Source organism: Rossellomorea pakistanensis, from assembly GCF_016908495.1.
GTDB classification, from domain to species: Bacteria; Bacillota; Bacilli; order Bacillales; family Bacillaceae_B; genus Rossellomorea; species Rossellomorea pakistanensis.
Window position 1 is genome coordinate 1,504,471 of record NZ_JAFBDZ010000001.1, and the last position, 19,147, is coordinate 1,523,617.

Annotated in this window: 17 protein-coding genes and 1 pseudogene; 4 read left to right on the top strand and 14 right to left on the bottom strand. The window is 35.5% G+C overall.

From position 1 onward, the window contains the following. The first annotated feature begins 212 nt into the window (after positions 1-212). Entirely contained in the window at positions 213-692 is a 480-nt protein-coding gene (locus JOC86_RS07340) for a GAF domain-containing protein (RefSeq protein WP_205169587.1), read from the top strand. A gap of 90 nt (positions 693-782) precedes the next feature. Here the strand turns inward: JOC86_RS07340 and megL are convergent, their stop codons facing one another. The 7 genes from megL to JOC86_RS07375 all read right to left on the bottom strand — a co-directional run bounded on the left by megL (position 783) and on the right by JOC86_RS07375 (position 7,363). Then, complete coding sequence (gene megL / locus JOC86_RS07345; RefSeq protein WP_205169589.1) at positions 783-1,991, bottom strand: methionine gamma-lyase; 1,209 nt, start codon at positions 1,989-1,991, stop codon at positions 783-785. 340 nt (positions 1,992-2,331) lie between these two features. Continuing rightward, positions 2,332-4,200: a sensor domain-containing diguanylate cyclase gene (locus JOC86_RS07350; protein ID WP_205169591.1), complete on the bottom strand. Its 1,869-nt coding sequence runs from the start codon at positions 4,198-4,200 to the stop codon at positions 2,332-2,334. A gap of 535 nt (positions 4,201-4,735) precedes the next feature. Next, entirely contained in the window at positions 4,736-4,900 is a 165-nt protein-coding gene (locus JOC86_RS07355) for a hypothetical protein (protein WP_205169593.1), read from the bottom strand. Positions 4,901-4,944: 44 nt separating this feature from the next. Continuing rightward, positions 4,945-5,694, bottom strand: a complete 750-nt coding sequence (locus JOC86_RS07360; protein ID WP_205169595.1) for an ABC transporter permease — start codon at positions 5,692-5,694, stop codon at positions 4,945-4,947. Beyond that, complete coding sequence (locus JOC86_RS07365; RefSeq protein ID WP_205169596.1) at positions 5,695-6,456, bottom strand: ABC transporter ATP-binding protein; 762 nt, start codon at positions 6,454-6,456, stop codon at positions 5,695-5,697. Positions 6,457-6,629: 173 nt separating this feature from the next. Then, positions 6,630-6,971: a DUF1048 domain-containing protein gene (locus tag JOC86_RS07370; RefSeq protein ID WP_205169599.1), complete on the bottom strand. Its 342-nt coding sequence runs from the start codon at positions 6,969-6,971 to the stop codon at positions 6,630-6,632. A 71-nt stretch (positions 6,972-7,042) separates the two neighbouring features. Beyond that, complete coding sequence (locus tag JOC86_RS07375) at positions 7,043-7,363, bottom strand: PadR family transcriptional regulator (RefSeq protein ID WP_205169601.1); 321 nt, start codon at positions 7,361-7,363, stop codon at positions 7,043-7,045. Positions 7,364-8,112: 749 nt separating this feature from the next. On the opposite strand from JOC86_RS07375, the gene rpsD reads away from it, so the two are divergent. After that, positions 8,113-8,715 carry a 30S ribosomal protein S4 gene (gene rpsD, locus JOC86_RS07380; protein WP_205169609.1) on the top strand — a complete coding sequence of 201 codons (603 nt, stop codon included), beginning with the start codon at positions 8,113-8,115 and terminating at the stop codon, positions 8,713-8,715. Between the two features lie 466 nt (positions 8,716-9,181). Here the strand turns inward: rpsD and JOC86_RS07385 are convergent, their stop codons facing one another. The 5 genes from JOC86_RS07385 to JOC86_RS07405 all read right to left on the bottom strand — a co-directional run bounded on the left by JOC86_RS07385 (position 9,182) and on the right by JOC86_RS07405 (position 15,203). Beyond that, a complete protein-coding gene (locus JOC86_RS07385; RefSeq protein ID WP_205169611.1) occupies positions 9,182-9,928 on the bottom strand; it encodes a hypothetical protein in 747 nt (248 codons plus the stop codon). Positions 9,929-10,574: 646 nt separating this feature from the next. Further along, a complete protein-coding gene (locus JOC86_RS07390) occupies positions 10,575-10,892 on the bottom strand; it encodes a nucleotidyltransferase family protein (RefSeq protein ID WP_239587412.1) in 318 nt (105 codons plus the stop codon). Continuing rightward, positions 10,858-12,033 carry an HNH endonuclease signature motif containing protein gene (locus tag JOC86_RS07395; RefSeq protein ID WP_239587483.1) on the bottom strand — a complete coding sequence of 392 codons (1,176 nt, stop codon included), beginning with the start codon at positions 12,031-12,033 and terminating at the stop codon, positions 10,858-10,860. Before JOC86_RS07395 ends, JOC86_RS07390 begins: the two co-directional genes overlap by 35 nt. 248 nt (positions 12,034-12,281) lie before the next feature. Continuing rightward, positions 12,282-14,420 carry a DEAD/DEAH box helicase gene (locus JOC86_RS07400; RefSeq protein WP_205169613.1) on the bottom strand — a complete coding sequence of 713 codons (2,139 nt, stop codon included), beginning with the start codon at positions 14,418-14,420 and terminating at the stop codon, positions 12,282-12,284. Between the two features lie 108 nt (positions 14,421-14,528). Further along, entirely contained in the window at positions 14,529-15,203 is a 675-nt protein-coding gene (locus JOC86_RS07405; protein WP_205169615.1) for a DEAD/DEAH box helicase, read from the bottom strand. Between the two features lie 295 nt (positions 15,204-15,498). Here JOC86_RS07405 and JOC86_RS07410 point away from each other — a divergent pair, with 295 nt between their 5' ends. After that, positions 15,499-16,233, top strand: coding sequence for a helix-turn-helix domain-containing protein (locus JOC86_RS07410; protein ID WP_205169617.1), 735 nt, complete (start codon positions 15,499-15,501; stop codon positions 16,231-16,233). 1,207 nt (positions 16,234-17,440) lie between these two features. On the opposite strand, the gene JOC86_RS07415 is transcribed toward JOC86_RS07410, so the two are convergent. Then, positions 17,441-17,653, bottom strand: a complete 213-nt coding sequence (locus tag JOC86_RS07415; RefSeq protein ID WP_205169619.1) for a hypothetical protein — start codon at positions 17,651-17,653, stop codon at positions 17,441-17,443. 13 nt (positions 17,654-17,666) lie between these two features. Continuing rightward, positions 17,667-18,186 (bottom strand): annotated as a pseudogene (locus JOC86_RS07420) (tyrosine-type recombinase/integrase). A 183-nt stretch (positions 18,187-18,369) separates the two neighbouring features. Between JOC86_RS07420 and JOC86_RS07425 the strand changes: the two are divergent. After that, the gene (locus JOC86_RS07425) at positions 18,370-18,525 is read left to right on the top strand and encodes a hypothetical protein (RefSeq protein ID WP_239587413.1); all 156 of its coding nucleotides are present in this window, start codon (positions 18,370-18,372) and stop codon (positions 18,523-18,525) included. The last annotated feature ends 622 nt before the right edge of the window (positions 18,526-19,147 follow it).

Consider the following 19,147-nt stretch of genomic DNA (forward strand, 5'->3'; position numbering starts at 1 on the left):
AAAGGTACTTTTCCTACATTCATGTCAGGCTTTAGGGTTGCTGGCTACTTGCGCTAAAAAATTGAATCATTTTGACTAACATAAAGAACCTGTTATGTATGAATTCTTGGTTGCTTTCGATAATCCTTTAAGTATTTGTCGACAGTTTCTTTATGATATAGGTAGAAATTCATAGGGAATCATCTAATCTTGTAGAAATGAGGGGAATAGTCATGTTTGAAGTTGAAAAATATGAAGGTAAGCGTGAATCTAACTACGATTTAGTCATTAAACAATTAAAAGCTCTACTCGATGGAGAACCAAATGTAATCGCTAATTTAAGTAATGCATCTGCATTATTAAACCAGTTTTTAGATCGTGTAAATTGGGTTGGGTTTTATTTAATTGACGAAGAAGAGCTTATTCTTGGACCCTTTCAAGGATTACCTGCTTGTGTCAGAATTCCTCTAGGACGAGGTGTATGTGGGACAGCCGCTAAAGAAAAGAAAACCATGCTAATAGAGGATGTACATCAATTCCCTGGTCACATTGCTTGTGATGCTGCTTCTTTATCTGAAATTGTCGTTCCAATCGTAAAAGATGGGGAGCTATTAGGCGTTCTGGACATTGATAGCCCCGAAAAAAATCGGTTTGATGAAATCGACCAACAAAAATTAGAGGAGTTTGTTGAGGCTCTAGTCAAATATCTATAAGGACCCATTTTCGAAAAAATAAGGAATGGGTTTCTCAATTGAGCTGACCCATATCACCACACAAGGTGTTGATATGGGTCAGCTTTTCGTTTATTTCATGATTTCTAAAGCTGGATCTAATTTCTCCAAAGCTTGATTGATGTCCTCACAAATATCTTCCCATGACTCTAGACCAACAGAAATCCTTAATAATGTATCTGAAATCCCCATTTGAGCTCTAGATTCTTCTGGTACGATAGCATGTGTCATTGTCGCTGGATGTTGAATAAGCGTCTCAGCATCACCTAAACTCACCGCAATTTTAATTAATTGAAGCTCGTTCATTAACTTCTGTGCCGTCTTTTTTGTCCCTTTTACAGTAAATGCGATAAGACCGCCTGGCTTTTTCATTTGTTTTTTCATAATTTCATAGAATGGACTCTTTGAATCTCCAGGATAGAAAACATCTTCAATCAATGGATGTTGTTGTAAAAAGTTTGCAACCCTTTCTGCATTCTCACAATGACGATCCATGCGGATAGGCAATGTCTTTAACCCTCTTAATAATAGCCAAGCATCAAATGGTGAGATTATTCCTCCAATATCCTTCTGTGTCGTCATTCTGATTTCAGCCAAACTTTCAGAGCGGCCAACAACAAGTCCTGCAATGACATCACCATGTCCTCCAATATACTTCGTAGCACTATGAACCACATAGTCACATCCAAAATCTAATGGGTTCTGTAAGTAAGGAGAGCTAAAAGTATTATCGACAACAACAGGAATCCCCTTCTTCTTTGCTACTCTTGCCACCATTTCCAAATCAATAAGACTCATCGTCGGATTTATAGGTGTCTCAACATAGATACATGTGGTATGATCTCGAATGCAGCTTAGCAGCTCCTCTTCTGAATTCATTGAAGAGAAATCATGTTGAATATTATATTTTTCTTCCATCAGCTTTAGCAGTCCAAATGTGCAACCGTATACACCTTGCGAACATAATACATGATCATTTGATTTTGTTAAATATAATAGAACAGATGAAACCGCTGCCATCCCTGAGCCAAAAGCCAGTGCAGATTCACCGTTTTCCAGAGCCGCCACTCTCTCTTCTAAAAACGTAACGGTTGGGTTCCCCAAGCGTGAATAGATATAGCCAGCTTCTTCACCGGCAAATCTTCTTTCCCCTTGTTCAGCTGTATCAAACGTAAATGTAGATGTTTGAAATAATGGGGGAGCTAAACTATCACGATACAATGGTGACGAATACCCTTCATGAATGACCTTCGTTTCAAATTTTTCAAACCCCTTTGACATTCCTATTCCTCCCTTTAAAGATTGATCCAATATTTACCCGAGACTCCTTTCCATCAATAAGCTATTTAAGTAAACACAGTATACAAGTGATGGAATAGTTCGTGGTTCTATTTAATGGACTCCTCTTCTTATAGCTACAATCTTCTTTATCTATTATTAGGATATGATATTCACACCCAAAAAGAAAGCGTTTTCAATAAATCCAACACCCTACATGGTTTAAAAATCTACAGATCTCCAAATCAAATTTTCTGTGAGAGAACATTTCAACCATAATTTACATAATTAAAACGATGAGGTAGGGCAGCTTCCCATCGTTTTATTTTTTTGAGAATCATTTTTACTTGATAGAAGTTTCAACATGTTGCATGACTACTTGATTTCTACCCTTGTTCTTAGCAACGTATAGAGCTGAATCAGCCCTTCTTATTAACGATTTCACATTTATATCATTATGATCTTCCCAGCTAGAGATTCCACAAGATACCGTTATACTTGGGCTTGTCTCTTTTGGAATCCTTTTAACAATTTCGTCTGCTATTACTTTCGATTCAGCGGCAGAATAGTTTGGAAAATAAACAGCTATTTCTTCTCCCCCCCATCTAGCTGGGAGCCCCTTCCCTTCTACAGTCCTTTGAATAACCCTGGCTGTTTGAATGAGAACTTCATCTCCAACTTGATGGCCGTAGCGATCATTTATTTCTTTAAAATTATCGAGATCCATTAAAATATAGCTTCCTCTATCATCTCGTTTCATCGATTTTTTCATTTCATCATCTAAATATCTTCTTGCGTATAAGCTGGTCAAATGATCTGTAATGACCATTTTTTCAAGCTTTTCCCTTAACATTGAATTAGTGAGCGCTAGAGTAGAGTGATGAATAAAGGATTGAAGCAATTTATACATATCGAAAGAAAAGGAATACGGTTTTTCTTGGAGAACAATACAAAATCCTTTTATTAAATTTTTTTGAACCATTGGCACAGCCATTAGCGAAAAGTATGGAATTTGTCCCTCCAGCTTAGTACTGATGTCCCCTATGAAAAGAGACTCATTTTCATTTACAATTCGGTCCTTTACAAACCGAATGTATTGATTCCCATTTTCTGAAAAAAAGAACGAGCTACTCTCATTTAATACCTGTTCTTCTCCTTGATTTATCATGATAAATGCCACTGCAGAAGCTTGAAATGACCGATCAATTTGAACTTTCAAATAGGAAAGGGTTTCTGACATACGTAGGTCTGAATTTAATTTATGAGATATTTCATTTATTAGCTGGAGATCAGTAATCAGACTTTTTGATTGCTGGTAAAGTTTCGCGTTTTCAAGGGCACTGCCAGCTGTATATGCGAGTAATCGAATGAACTCAACCTCATATTCTGGGTAGCTAAATGAATGTGTAGAGCATACTTCCAAAACACCATAAACCCCTTGTTTCCCTTTAAGTGGAGCATATAAAGTAGCATGTTCTACATGAGTAGAATCTGCTATTTCAATCGTTCCATTCACAAATGACTGCATAGCAGCAAGGTCGGCAGTGTCATATTCAAAACCTTTAATCGGTAAGCCTTCGTGCTTATGATGATCATTTGAAAGCAGCAAATTAAAAGAATAGTCAGGAAATACTCGGTATAAGGTGGTAATAACTTGTTTTAACAAAAGGTCAATATCCATTGTAGAATGGAATATTTCTGTCACCTTATAAAGTTCGCGATAACGCTGTTCATCCTCAACGATCTTATAAAAATAATTCATTTTCTTTAAAAATTGCTCACTTTCTAATGCAAAATCAAGAAGATCACTTTCAAATAATTGAGACATACTGATTTGCGACCCTTGAACAAATAAAATGCCAAGCGGGGTACTGTTTTTTTTCATTAATTTAAAGCCAATATCATAAGCAAAAGTATCCTTCCCTATTTCGGAATTATAACTTAATGAATGGTAGTGAAATAAGGCATCAGCTGATTGAGAGGACATTGAATAACTCACATTATGATTTGTCGAAACATGGACTATTCTGTACTCTTCTCCCATCCATTGATAATAGACTATATCCTGTGCTTGAAAACAGTCCTGCACAATCTTAAACCATTCTCTGTACCAATGGTGGATATTCACTGTATTTGTACTAGAATCCACGTTCATTAGATCATAAAGACGAGATTTATAGATATGTAAGAAATACTTATTACTCCAATCCATCGATTCCACCCACACTTCTTCTCGCTCATATTTAAACTTATAAGCAGTAACTTCTATTAGCTAAGTAGCTCTCTTGATGTAATTATATCATAATTGAATCATCGTAACTATGATATAATACCTATAAAATCCGAGTTGTGCATAGGTATATAATCCTACTAGAAGAAAGATCCATCGAAACAGGAGCAGCTCTTTAATCGATTGCACAACAAGATTCTTAAGGAAATAGTTTTTATTTGAAAGGGAAGGAAATATGAAGGGACAAAGAGTTCGAAAAACAGACATCACATATACAAAAGGAAAGCTTTTAATGGATCCGATAGAATAAAACAACTTAAAATCTGATTTAAGGGAGAAACATTCTCTCTTTTCGTACTGCCTTTAAATTTTTTTCCTTCAATCGAAATAAACTATGAATCACATTCCAACTGAAATGTAATCCATAGTTCCTTAAGTTAATGACATTGATTACCAATGCGGTTTTGATTCAGAATCTACTCTTTTACTATCAATTATATCTATGGGCTTTATTCTTTTAATTTCTTCTCCTGCGAAAGAGCACTACCTCTGTAAATTCTTCTAAAGCATGCAAAGCAAACCTCGTGTTGAGATAAGTGATCGAGCCGCCACCAATCACACTAATTTTGAGCGTCTCCATGATTTGGTTGCCCCGGCATTTTAGCAGCGCAAATGCATTCATCACAGCGGCTGACTATTGATAGGGCTAATTCTATAATGGTGTATTCACCCTAACTGGCGTTTAAATTGTTTACTAGCGAAGAAGTAAGCGATGACCATGATGCCGACGCACCAAGCAAGCGCGATCCAGATATCGTTGCCAACAGACCCTTCATACAAGAGGGAACGAATCGCATTCACGATTGAAGTCACGGGCTGGTTCTCAGCGAACGCACGGACAATTTTAGGCATGGTTTCGGTGGGGACAAAGGCCGAACTGATAAACGGCAGGAAAATCAGCGGGTACGAGTAGGCTGTCGCCCCTTCCATAGAGCCCGCTGTCAATCCGGGAATGACCGCCAGCCATGTCAGCGCCAGCGTAAACAGCCCAAGTATCCCAGCTACCGCGAGCCAAGCCAGGATGTCAGCGCTGGAACGAAAGCCCATCAAGAGCGCGACGAGGATAACCACCACGACAGTAAGCGCATTGGAAACAAGCGAGGTCAAGACGTGAGCCCACAATACTGACGAGCGCTTGATGGGCATGGTAATGAAACGCGCCATCAGCCCGCTCTTTACATCCGTAAACAGCCGCACGGAAGTGTAAGCGACGCCGGATGCGATAGCCATCAGCAAGATTCCCGGCAATAAATAATTAACGTAGTTGTCTGTGCCTGTCTTTATGGCGCCGCCAAATACGTAGACAAACAGCAGCATCATCATAATCGGCGTAATCGCCACCGTGATAATCGTATCCGGGCTTCGCATGATGTTGCGCATTAGACGCCATAGTAATACCCCTGTTTTGCTTTTCATTTACATCTCCTCCTTTTTGCCGATGATCGCGAGGAAAATTTCCTCCAATGTCGGCTGTTTCTCGATGTACTCTACTTCCGCTGGCGGGAACATCTCTTTAAGTTCGGTAAGGGTACCGGTCGTGATGATTTTTCCGCCATGCAGGATGGCAATACGGTCAGCCAGTTGTTCGGCTTCCTCCAGGTATTGTGTCGTCAGCAAGATGGTCGTACCGCCGCCGGCAAGCTCCTTGACGGTATCCCAGACTTCAATCCGCGCTTCGGGATCAAGACCTGTCGTCGGTTCGTCGAGAAAAATGACTGCTGGCGTCCCGATCAGGCTCATGGCGATATCAAGCCGGCGCTTCATCCCGCCGGAATAATTATCCGCCCGGCGGTTAGCCGCATCGGTCAGGCTGAATCTTGCAAGCAGATTGTCGGCGACTTGAGCGGGATTGGAAACTCCCCGCAACTTAGCGATCATCATCAGGTTTTCCCTTCCTGTAAGCACGCCGTCTAAAGCTGCGAACTGCCCTGTCAGGCTGATGCTCTGGCGAACATGATCTGGTTGACGCTGGACGTCAAAGCCGCAAATACCTACTTCGCCGCCATCGGCCTTCATCAGCGTCGAGAGGATGTTGACCGTCGTCGTCTTGCCCGCTCCATTTGAGCCCAGCAGTGCGAAAATTTCTCCACGCCGCACCTCAAAATCCACCCCCTTTAAGACTTCTTTGTCTTTAAAGGATTTTTTTAACCCTTTTACAGTAATCGCTGCATTGCTCATATTTTTTCCTCCTTATAAAAGCGCCTTACGGAGCTAGATTGCCTATACTCTTCTATTTAGTCTGACTGATAATCTGTATGACTTATTACCGAGTTGAAAATATAACTGAATAACGAAGGTGACAATCCTCACTTGTAACCAGCTATTCAGTCGGTATTTATTATCTATTGAATTTACTTTTTTCCCAATCGCTTTATGATACTCTGATTCAAATCTTCACGATACTTGGCGACATAGGTTTTAGCGTTTGCTACTAGTTCGTCGGCAAAGGACGCCACGTCGTCCCCAGTGATTTCCAGCACCTGTCTGCCTTCCGCCGCACCGGCTTCGAACAACTCGATTAATTCATACTGCATGTGCAGCATATCCATCCCGTTGCCCGCTGAAAAATTCCACATGTAGTTTTGAATTTTCTTAAATACAAACTGGTAGTCCTCTGGCAGGGCTTCAACCCGTGCCATCATCATCTTATACTCTTTTTTATCACCAATCATTTTTTTGAACATTTCTAACATGTTATTTTTCCTCCTTTTTTATAAAGCTGAACAAGACACTCCAAAAATATCAGACGGAATATCTTATGAAACTAAATTGACTTTAAGACGTTGATTTTTGATGATACAAAATCCCATTTTTCCCAAAATAATTCAAGTTCCTGGCTGCCAGCCTCATTAAGTGAGTAAAACTTGCGGGGCGGCCCCATATCTGACGGTTTCTTTTCTACGTTCACCAGTTTTTTCTTTTCTAATCTCACGAGGATGGTGTAGACCGTCCCTTCCACGACTTCGGTAAACCCAAGCTCGTTCAGGCGGCGGGTAATCTCGTAGCCATAGGTTTCATGGCGGCTGATGATTTCCAGCACGCAGCCTTCCAGCGAACCTTTCAGCATTTCAGTTAAATTTTCCATGTTCAGAGCCACCTCTATTTTGTATGACTTATATTCAGTATAACTTAGTACCAAGGGAAATTTTTACTGAATAGCTTTTGGGATCAGCTATTCAGTATTGCTTATTACACGTACATTGTAACACTGAGTAGTAAGGATGTCAACTACTTTTCTTATAAATATTTTTGCAACATCACTATTCAGTATGACTAATTACAGGTATATCGTATCACGCAGTAGATGGACTGTCAACTGGATTTTCTAATTTTTAAAACCAGCTACCCCATTGGATAAAGCCGATTTTTTATAGAACTTTTACTTCCTACTATGATTCTTTCACAATGATTACACCTCGGATCATTCCCAACTAGCAGCTGTACATGTAGGTTCCCGGTTTTTCTGGTGTGAAAACGATGAGGTTTTCTCCTACTTCCAGGGAGAAATTCCTTCCGAAGAAATGTTAGATAGTATTCCCGAAATGAAAGAAGAACTTCCTAGGTTACGAAAACAGCCTTTAAAAAATGTTCTTTAAAGGATAAAATGAAATATACCTTGACTTCATTCATGCAAACTCATATAATATTCTTTGTGTAAAATAAATGCAGCCTTGGTGATGGCTGATATGCTGTATTTTGTTCCTCTTCTGTGAGGTGTATCTTGTAACTCTCTGCTGCTGGAGCGAAGGTGCATGAAAACAAAATATTCATATTAGATAATTCACATCGGTTTTTATTTTACAACAAAATAAAAACACAAAGGAGGAGTCATTCATGGCTCGTTATACTGGTCCAAGTTGGAAATTATCCCGCCGTTTAGGTATTTCTTTAAGCGGTACAGGTAAAGAATTAGAAAAGCGTCCTTACGCTCCAGGTCCTCATGGTCCTAACCAACGTAAAAAACTTTCAGAATACGGTTTACAACTTCAAGAAAAGCAAAAGCTTCGTCACATGTACGGAGTAACAGAACGCCAATTCCGTAACCTTTTTGATCAAGCTGGCAAAATGCAAGGTAAACACGGTGAAAACTTCATGGCACTTCTTGAAGCTCGTCTTGATAACGTTGTTTATCGTTTTGGTCTTGCACGTACTCGTCGCCAAGCACGTCAACTTGTAAACCATGGTCATATCACTGTTGATGGAAATCGTGTAGATATCCCATCTTTCCGTGTACAACCTGGTCAAACAATCAGCTTACGTGAAAAGTCTCGTAACCTTGACATCGTTAAAGAATCTCTTGAAGTGAACAGCTTCGTACCTGAGTTCTTAACTTTCGATGCTGACAAGCTTGAAGGATCTTTATCACGTCTTCCAGAACGTTCTGAACTACCAGCAGAAATCAATGAAGCTCTTATCGTTGAGTTCTACTCTCGTTAATCTTTTTAGATTGCAGAGTAATGCACAAAAATCCCTTGAAATGTTGTTATATCAACGTTTCAGGGGATTTTTTATTTTTATCTACTTTGCAAAATGATGCAGGATAATGTACTAAATTGGGGCCAGCTGGGGCCAATTTGGGACCAAATAAATTACTGGTATGGGTGAAGGGATGGAAAGAAAAGAGCAGTACACTACATGTGTTGTGGGCTGACTGTTGAAAGAAGTGGTGCATCTATTATTTGATTACTGCTTGTGAGATGTACCATCCTTGACCATAATGTGGAGTAATTCTTATATTGCGTAGTAGACACATACTGCGCAGCAACGAATTAGTTTGGTAATGCATTTCACGATGAACTCTTAATGTTCAATATTCATAAATTCACCTCTTTTATTCAGAGTTGACAATGGCAGAGAATGTAATAATCCTTTCTAAAAATAAAAAAGGATAAAGCAAATCGCTTTATCCTGAAAAGTTCTCATTAAATCGTCTCTCATAATCTTCCATGTCATTTTGAATAAATTCTAACCTTCTGCGACTATAATTAAGGGATAAACCAAAATCATATTGAGTAGTTTGATAATTTTGTGGAAGTATCAAATGGATTAAACATTCAAAATAATGAAAAAACAACTGGTCAAATTCAATTAATTTTTCTTTCCATTCATCCAAATCAAAGACTTTTCTTGTAATCATTTGAGGCGTATATTCTATACTACCACTAACATATCCCATCATCATGCTATTATATTGCTCCCCTAAATTTTTGGTATATAAGCTACCTCTATGTTTTACATAGTTATATAATTGTCTCACCTCTAACGTTAGAGGGTTGTTATTAAAGGCAAGTAAATGTTGCCTGAATTCTTCCCTGCCTCTTAATCCAACCACTTCAAGTAGGGTTGGAAAAGTACAGAACCCAGAGTATTTTTGATAGTATCTATGCTTCTCCATGAATAGAAATGAGTTATCTCCTAAATAAAACCAGATAACTTGCCAAGATAAATCGATGGCATAGTTGTAAAAAGATAAAGCACTTTGAAGAAATTTAGATCTTAAGTATCTTAGGTGTGTGTCATCATTTTGAGATATTAATTGACCAAAATTTTCACAATCGAAATCTGAAAGATAAGACCTTCCATTACTAAAGGCATAATAGACATCACCAATTTTATGTGCTGCGTAAATGATATTAGGTTCAAAATTCATATAATGTACATCCCAAGGCTCTAAATCGAACCAATGATCCACACTGAAATCACTGTATAATTCTTGTATGGTAGTCAGCTGCTTCACCCGCTTAATTTAATAGAGTTACAGTATAATATTACCATAATAAAATAAAAAATAATGTCTTTAATTTAAGTCACTTCTTATTCAAGTAACGGAGCTTATGTTGAACAAGAAAGCTGAAAAACTAAAAATCCTTTTGCTGCACAGTACAAATATACTATTCAATAGAAATGATCTTCAACAATCGGGCGATTGCGGAAGAACATAAGCCTAATTCCCCATCAAAAAAAGGAGGAATTAGGTTTTTTCACTTTCCAAAGCCTTAACGTTACCCCATTGGTAAACTGTTTAGTAGCAACTGGTAAATTTCATGGCAACCGCTGGTGAAAAAAAGGCAGAAGCGGTACATTCTTATGGCTGTAATCGATTATTAACATGGTACGGTTCTCCGTAACTACTTAAACTGAGGTTTTCTCAAGGCAATAAATTTCAACCATCTATCCAAGTACAGTTTTATGTCCACTAAACATAAAATTATATAGATAAAAAGCTTTATTACTGAATAATATAAGTAAATTCACTCAAGCAAAATAATCATATATTTTATTTATATAAAGATTTGTCATTTTAGTCTTAAATAATTTGAGTTTAATCTAATTATAAAACTTGACTCATCTTCCTCATGTTCACTTAGTATAGTTAAATCAAAGGAGAATCCATATAATTGATCAAAAATAGTGCTTATCTTATCTAAATCAATTAAAAGTCTACTAGAAAAATCTTTGTATATTAGCAATAAATCTATATCATTTGGAGTTCTTTTCTCATTGATTATTGATCCAAACAAATACACACTTTCAAATGACTCAAACAATTCTATATGATATATGATTTTCTGAATGACACTATCTTTTTTGTTTAATGCTATTAATGTATCCATAAAATTTATCCATTGTTAATAACGTAACTTTCATTTCTTTTGCTAGTTCGTATGCTTCTGCTGAAATACAACTCTCACCATTCCAATTATGTAAGTTTAAAACCACACATTTTTCCTCTGGAGATAGTTGTAGTAATTTAACTTTACTTAAGCAATACTCATAAATAAAAACTATCTTTACACCATTTACTGTAATTTCTTTTAGATTGTTTATATTCAAAAAATTAAAATTTAACCCTCTTGACTTTATAGCTTTTAGAGCATAATTTAAGCTTTCAAATCGAACATTCACTTTCCTAAAACAATTGTTATCATAATACATTTGTCTTAACCTAGGGGTATCGTTAAGATAAATTTTTTCAGAAGTATTGTCTTTTTTAACCTGTATATATGGATTATCGACACCTAAAACAATAAATTCAAATTCTCCCTTATTCTGCAATACTGCTATTAAACTCTCAATAGACTCTACAGATGGTATAAAATCTTCCTTTAAAGGTTCTATTCCAAACAAGGAGTTAATCTCAGCCGGAAATAATACATGTCTTATTTTTTCTTTACTTAATCGAGTAGCTTCAAACTCATCAATATGAAGCATGAATTTTTGTACTATTGCTAAATTTGAGTAGCTTTCATGAGAATGATTTTGAATCAACTTAGCATTATGTTTTAAAATACTCCTTAGTATTCTATTGTTTGATAAAATCTTTCCCTCAGAAATATCCCATAATTCCCTTTTAGTCTCTAAATAATAGTTTTCAAAAATTGCTTGATTATGTAATAACAATGGAACTACTTCACTTTTTAAATCCTCAAATGTATCATACTCTTCACTAAAAAAACGCTCAAACTCATCCTTACGTATTTGTTTCCATTTTTTAACATTATCTACACTGAATGCACCGTTTTTATCAAAGTTTGTATGACAATTTGGACATAAAATAATCAAATTTTCATACGAGTTGTCTTTAGTATCACAATACGGAATTATATGTGCCTTTTCCATTATGTCGCCACTTTCTTTGAACAATTCTACTTTACATTCTGGATTCATACATCTCCCCATAGATTCAGCATATATCCTTCTTTCAACGTTAGTATTTATATTTCTGCCCATCCCTTTCATCTCCTTTAAAATCATCACTTTAGTCCCTCTTACTATGACTGTATTAAAGAGTCACGTTACTCTAACTAACTAAGCGTTCTATACTTTCTATACTTAATAATTTCTGTAAGCTTTAAAATATTTACTAATATATAATTTAGGATTTGCATATCTACTCTTATAAACACATTCAATAAAACCTCATTTACTTATGGTACGGTTCACCGTGGCAAATAAATGAGACAGGAGATATTCTCCTGTCCTATTTTTGTATTCCGGGCATACTATTTGCTTCCCCAAACCTGAAGACTTTTCACCTTTCCAGAGTTGCTAATATAGTACCTAGATGCAGCTAACACCTCTTGAATCTTATCTGGCATATAAGTCTCCTTACTTATTGACGGCTGAACAATAACAATTTTCCCAGTAATCTGTTTCTCAATACTCCTAAGTTCTTTTTTAAATTGCTCATAATCACCACGTAAAAAAATACAATGGTTAGACTTCCTTCTATCTTCAATCTTTCTTAAAAGAATAGCTTTAGTTTTAAGCCATATTATAGATTTTACTGCTTGACCTGCTACTTCATAAATATCATTTACATCACTATTATAATTAGTAGCAGACATCTTTTTTACATGAAAGAAAGTTATATCATATGAGGTCTTATTTTCGTACACTGTAATATAATCAGCTATCTCCCCTCTTGAATGATCATAGATTATATACTTGTAGGCACTATTACTGTCCAAAATTTCCCCCAACGTTGTCTGTATGGATTTTTCATGTGGATGATATCTTGGATCATTAACTTCTACTCTGATATCGGTACTGTATTCTTCAACCCAGTCGATAGGTACAATATTCTCTTTGCTGAACGCAATCGCATTCGGATCTCCTTCACTTACTTCTATACCTTGGATCATAATATCATCCGTCGTTCTGAAAACTAAAGGGTTGTTATCTAAATACTCTGTTATAGGTATTTGTTTATGACCTTCTGAAACTAGGATTTTATTCCCGTTTGAAGTATATTTAGCATTTACATCACAAATTACTTCTTCATCAGCATCCCTCAAAGAAACCAGTAGGTGAATTTTATCCTTTTTTAGCGCTTTTATTTTTAATGATAAATCTAATAAAGTACCTTGGATCTCATTATTTCCTGCTAAAAATACTGCAGGAGGATTACTGTAAGTTTTCCAAGAGAAATCTGTCATAAAGATATTTGAAGCATAAGTATGAAGTCTACTTGGTATAGGTAAATAATCATAATTTGTATTTGTCTTTACAACAAGTTTATTATTAGATATCTTCAATCCATTATAATCGCACCATTTAATATAATCTCTTAACGAAGCGTAAGCACTACTCCACATTTTAGAACCACTACTATAGCCTATAGTAATGGCACTTTCCTCTGTTATAGCCTTGCAAAATACATGCCCTGCGGAATACAATTTTCCACTGCTAGGATCTATAGATTGACTCACATCAATACCAGCTGAAATTCTATATGATTCACCGGAATCATTATATCTATTTTGCATACCAGAGTTAAAAATTTCGAAATCGCGTAAGTTTCCAAGCACTCTATTCATTTCATGTTTAGGAATCTTTTCATAAAAAGTACAAAATGAGTTTACTATTCCTTCATAAACTATTTCACTTTTAACTTGTGAATAAATAAAAAGGAGGTTCGTCTCTTTTTGAAAGTGTATTAAATATAAAAGATTCTCTACATCCTTTACATTATCTCCTATAAACCACTTTGGTGACATTGTATTTTTACCGATTGCAATAACGGTGTTATCCTTCTCATTTAAATATGGACCATATTCAATTTTACACGCTTCGGGAAATTCTGCAGTTTTATTGAATCCTACAACTTTATAGATTTTTGCATGACAGTTTAGTCTAATACCATGCAATGATAATCCATTTAGCCCTACTGTTTTTTTATCATTGTAATTCTGATACTCACCTATATACTCCTTGATCGACTCTTCTTCCTTAATCTTCCCTTCACTCATATCAATAATCATGTCTTGCCAAACGGAATCACTGGTATATAGAGCCTGATTTTCAATTATTAATTCACTATCGTTCATTGCTATAAATTTAGCTACTCCAATATTTTTAGCATTTGTCCTTGCGAACCTGCCAATAAATTGCAAAGTGTTTGCTAAGGATTTATGTGGAGCATGAATTGCAGCAATCTTTAGATTTGGGAAATCAAATCCCTCACCTAACATATCCACACATATAATACCATCTAGTTTTCGTTCTTTTAGATCTGTTATACTCTTTTTAATTGTTGAGTTTGACATAGAGCTGTCTATTCTTTTTAGTTTTAAAGTTGTAATCTCCCTATAAAGTCTTTCCAGTTCTAGTGCATTTTTTTTTGAGTTAGTTCTAACCATTAGATAATGGTCCAAACCTTTATCTCTATCTATTAGAAGAACTTCTTCTGCTTTTTTTGCAATAAGCTTATCCCTTTCAAAAAATTCTTCAATTGGTATATACTGTATTTACCCAAAAATACCATCTCTATATGCTAGTGAGAGCGGATAATTAAATACTATATCCCCTTTTATCTCTTTATTATCTAGTCTAAAGGGTGTGGCAGTGAATAGTATCTGTTTAGCGTGTTTCATATTTACGAGTATTTGCTCCCAAGTCTTTGCTGGAACGTGATGTGCCTCGTCAATCAGAACTAAATCTATTAACTTGGTGGCGTCAGAGTTTTTTGTTAGAGATAAAGCACATGTTGGGGTAGCTATAATTACTTGTGCTTCTTGAACATCACTAATATTATCTTCTTTAAACAAATGTTCCATCTCAAATACATTTGGTCTTTCAACCCTGTCATCAAATACACAGGCTCTAGTAAGGGTAATCAATTGGCTGTAATCCTCGGTAATCTGTCCCCTAACCATTCTGCTTGGAGTAACAACAAGAACCTTTTTCCCCCCTAATACATATGGTGCCATCATTAAAACAGAAGTTTTACCTGATCCGGTAGGCATTACTACAATTGCAGCACTAGAATGATTAATAGTAAAATACGAGGAAATTGCATGAATTGCTCCAATTTGCGCGTTTCTTAGACCCGGTTCATTGATTGTTTCTTTAGGATAATTCATACGTTTATATCCCTCTGAAAAATAGAAATCATTCTTATTCAATTCATCAGATATTTTCATCTTTTTTCCTCACTATACTCTAAACTAGTTTTTAAATTATCCCAATGCGTTAAATACTCTAACTTCTCTAATATAGAAATTCTTTTATACCTTTACCTTCTATTTATATTGGTATTTATTAATTATTTCCTTTAAAGCTCTAACCAAAATATTTATCACTTACTCAAAATCTCTAATTCTACATTTCTCTCATTTTAATTATACAGACAATTCGAAATAATAGATACAACGAAGAACTAATGTTCTATAATTATATTTATAATATTTAGTTACCCTATTCAAAAGAGGTGAAGTTATGGACAAGTCTTTTGAATTCCTTTTAAAAAAAATTGTTAATGAGGAATTCACCTATTTTATTGATGCTCTCACTAAAAATGTTGACGTTTTACCAAATAAGTACCTAACTATTAAGGAAGTATCAAAAATTACAGGTATAGGAACTTATACTTTACGACAGCTAACCTATGCAAGAGCTATGCCTCACAGGAAAATTAAAGCTCGGTTACTTTTTGAAGAGAGAGAAATAAAAGAAACTATCTCAGAATACAAAAAATTTGGTTGGACTGATCCAGAAAATTGCTGGGATGTACATTTAGTACGGAATGAAATCATGCACTTTGAAAGAAATAAGGGAGGCAATAAAATGATTGAAGACATACTGAGAGAAATAATTAGAGATGAGCTTAATAATTTCTCTAAGGATATTAAAAAGCATACAAACAAAGAAAAGACTAGCTATTATGGTAGAACCGTTTTAACAATAAAAGAAGCTGCTGCTCATTTTAGAACAAGTCCTTCGACAATATATAATCTAATTAAAGAAGATGGAATGCCCCACTTCAAAATCCAGAGTAGGTTTTATATTGTATTGGAGGAAGCTGAAGCTTACCTTTGGAGAGAAACTGCAAAATCATATGCTATTGAAGGGAATATTTATTGGCAACGAATTCTTCAAAGACTTGAATGGGAAGAGAAAGAAAGAGAAATAGCTTATGAGAAAGCTTTAAAAAGATTAGAAGAATTTAAATAAGGGTGCAAGAGTTACCTTTGCACCCTTGTACCCAATGATTACAATTCTTTGCTCTATAGCCTTTTTTTCAAAGCACCTTGTTCAACATTTATATAAAATAGGAATATAAGTCAATTCTTCATTGTAGATGTGAAAATTAATTTATTTCACCCAATTGAATTAATAACCATTTAATAATCTAGAGAAACATCAAAATTTTTATTAGTAGCACACAATAATTGAAAGGGTGATTTCTGTTGAACCGGAATAAGATAATAGATATAAAGAAATAGCCACGTACAATTTCACAGAAGAAGTCAATGAATCAATTAATTGCAGCAAGAAAGAGGATTCGAGAAGAAAAAATAAATAAAATTGAAACCGAAGCAGATGAGTTACTATCACTTTTAGATGATGATAAGGACAATAAATAAATACTAATTGGATTAATTTTCTCACTTCATTTTCCCATTATCAGTTCATACTGACTTGAATATAAAACTCATTGTGAATTATTAATTATCAACTTCTGAACCATTTTCATTGTCTTATCATCTTTTATATAACCATATAATCTCTCTAAAAGAATATGATTTTCAAATAGAGCTTTTCGAATATCTGCAGTATCTTTCTCGAATTTATTGTCTGATAACTCATCTATTATTAATTTTGCAAGTAATACATTTATTTTTTCTCCCTTTAATTCATCAATTCGTTGCCACGAGACTGATCCTGTTCAAACAAGATGTCCATTCCTCCCATATGTTCGATTCTTGATTATAGCTGGTAAAACCCCTATACAACCTAAAGGTTTCTCCATACCTTTTAGAACCTAAATCACCACAAGTACGCCAATATTTAACCGGATCAATCTTTTCTTTCGATTGTACATAGAATGGAATTTCAGTCTCAAAATACACCTTCTCTTGCTTATCGGCAAAAGGATATGCTCTTAGCAAATTAAGACTTACCCTCATAGACAGTTTCCCAATCCTGTTGAGTAATTCCACTCGGAAGCAAAGAAAGACCTATATATGTACCCATACTATCAACTCCAACAATTTATGTGATTGTCTATTTCTTAAACCACTTTTCCCACAATTCAATAAACACGAAATTCCTTTTTATCATTACAGCATAACCGAATGCCAAAATAAGAATTGTAATAGGCTCAATGGGCTGTCGGGTAATTAGACACACTATAACTACATATTAGAAAGGCTCTTTACTACTCACTCTGGTCTACTACTTTAAAATGACGACGTAAAATATCTGCTTGGACCTCTAAAATTTCGTTTTCAGCCATCTTTACACAGTCGTCAATAAGCCCTTTCTCCTGTATGTATTTTTCCATCATTAAACTATCAACCTTCGCAGCTTTTAATTCTTTTTGCAGCTGTACTACCTGCGCTTCTAATTCTTTTATGCGTACAAATGTCATACTTACACCCCCTTTATAAACTAAAATCGTCTATCGCCTGGTCTATTTCATCCTGTGATATACCTATATAGCGTTTCGTAACAGATGGCGCAGAATGATTAAAAATATCCTGCAACATTGCTACGTCCTTCATTTTCTTGTAAAAGTGATAGCCGAAAGTTTTACGCAGTGTATGGGTCCCGATCTCTTCCAGACCTACCTCTTCGGCTACTTTATTTAGAATTCTATAAGCCTGCACCCTGGTAATCGGCTTGTCACCCCCTTCCTAGAAGGGAAAAGATAATCGGTTTGTTCCATATCTGCAGCATAAAGGGCTATTTCGTTCTGCAGGGCAGTGTTATTTCTAAATCGTTTATATTTATCGGTCTTCCCTTCTTTAATTTTCATATAAGGACGTCCTTAACTTTTAATTGCAGCATATCGCTAATCCTTAGACCGCAGTTAATTCCCATGACGAAAAGAAAATAATCAGGCTTCGATCGTTCTTCTTTTCTAGAAGGTCCTTTATCTGGTGGAGAACGTTGACTTTCCAGTTAATTTCTTTTACGTCGCTTATAGAGAATTCTAATAGCGACTTTTCACTATTTAATCCGTCCTGGAAGTTATCTAATTTCGCTTGGAATTCTTTAAACGATAAGCCCTGCGGTATTTGATAAACGTATTTTGTAGCGTTATCTTACCCGATCGCGCTAGTTATGCTTACTGGTGGGGCACTCATGTTTATGATAAACCAAAAAGATAAAGGAATTTCTCTCATACAAAATGCTTCAATTGGTTATATCCTGGTTCAATTAATGCCCCTTATGATGAAGTTACTTGTAGGAATTGGTAATTCTGTCGGTATTGCAGCTCCGTTAGCACTTTTAATATAAGCATTATAAGCAGGGCTATCAAGGTCCTGCTTTTTGGTGTTTCGTTACAATATCCCCTGCTTACAAAGATTACCCGAGTATACTAATGAAATGTATATGATATTAACTTGAATGTAACAAATTGTTTCTTTTGTTACATTAATAAAACGAAAAATACGTTGATATATAAGCATTAGTTACTAGGGGTAAAACCAGCACTATTAAACTCTCTCGACCTTGAAATTTGAACTTACCCTTTTATAATTTAATCCTTTAATCTCTTAATCACTCTTCTCTTCACACCTCAAACACCCTATCCCCAAATCAATATTTAAAGATACCCTCCAAATTTTAGGGAGTATCTTTATTTTATAAACTTGTCAAATCTGTCTTGCTAACGATATTCAAAGTAATCCAAAGAAAACAAGAGATTTCACTATTCCCTTATTCCTTTTAAAATGGAGTATTTCCCAAAGAGAAAATCCCTGAATTCCGTCTTTTTTGGCGAAATTCAGGGATTTGGTTTAGTGGGGTCTTCCACATCAGATGTTATGTCAACTTTTAAGGTGCTTTGGTCTATACTGCTGACATGGAAATTTATTTATCTCGTTTGGCTTTTGGGATTATTCTTCTTATGATTAAG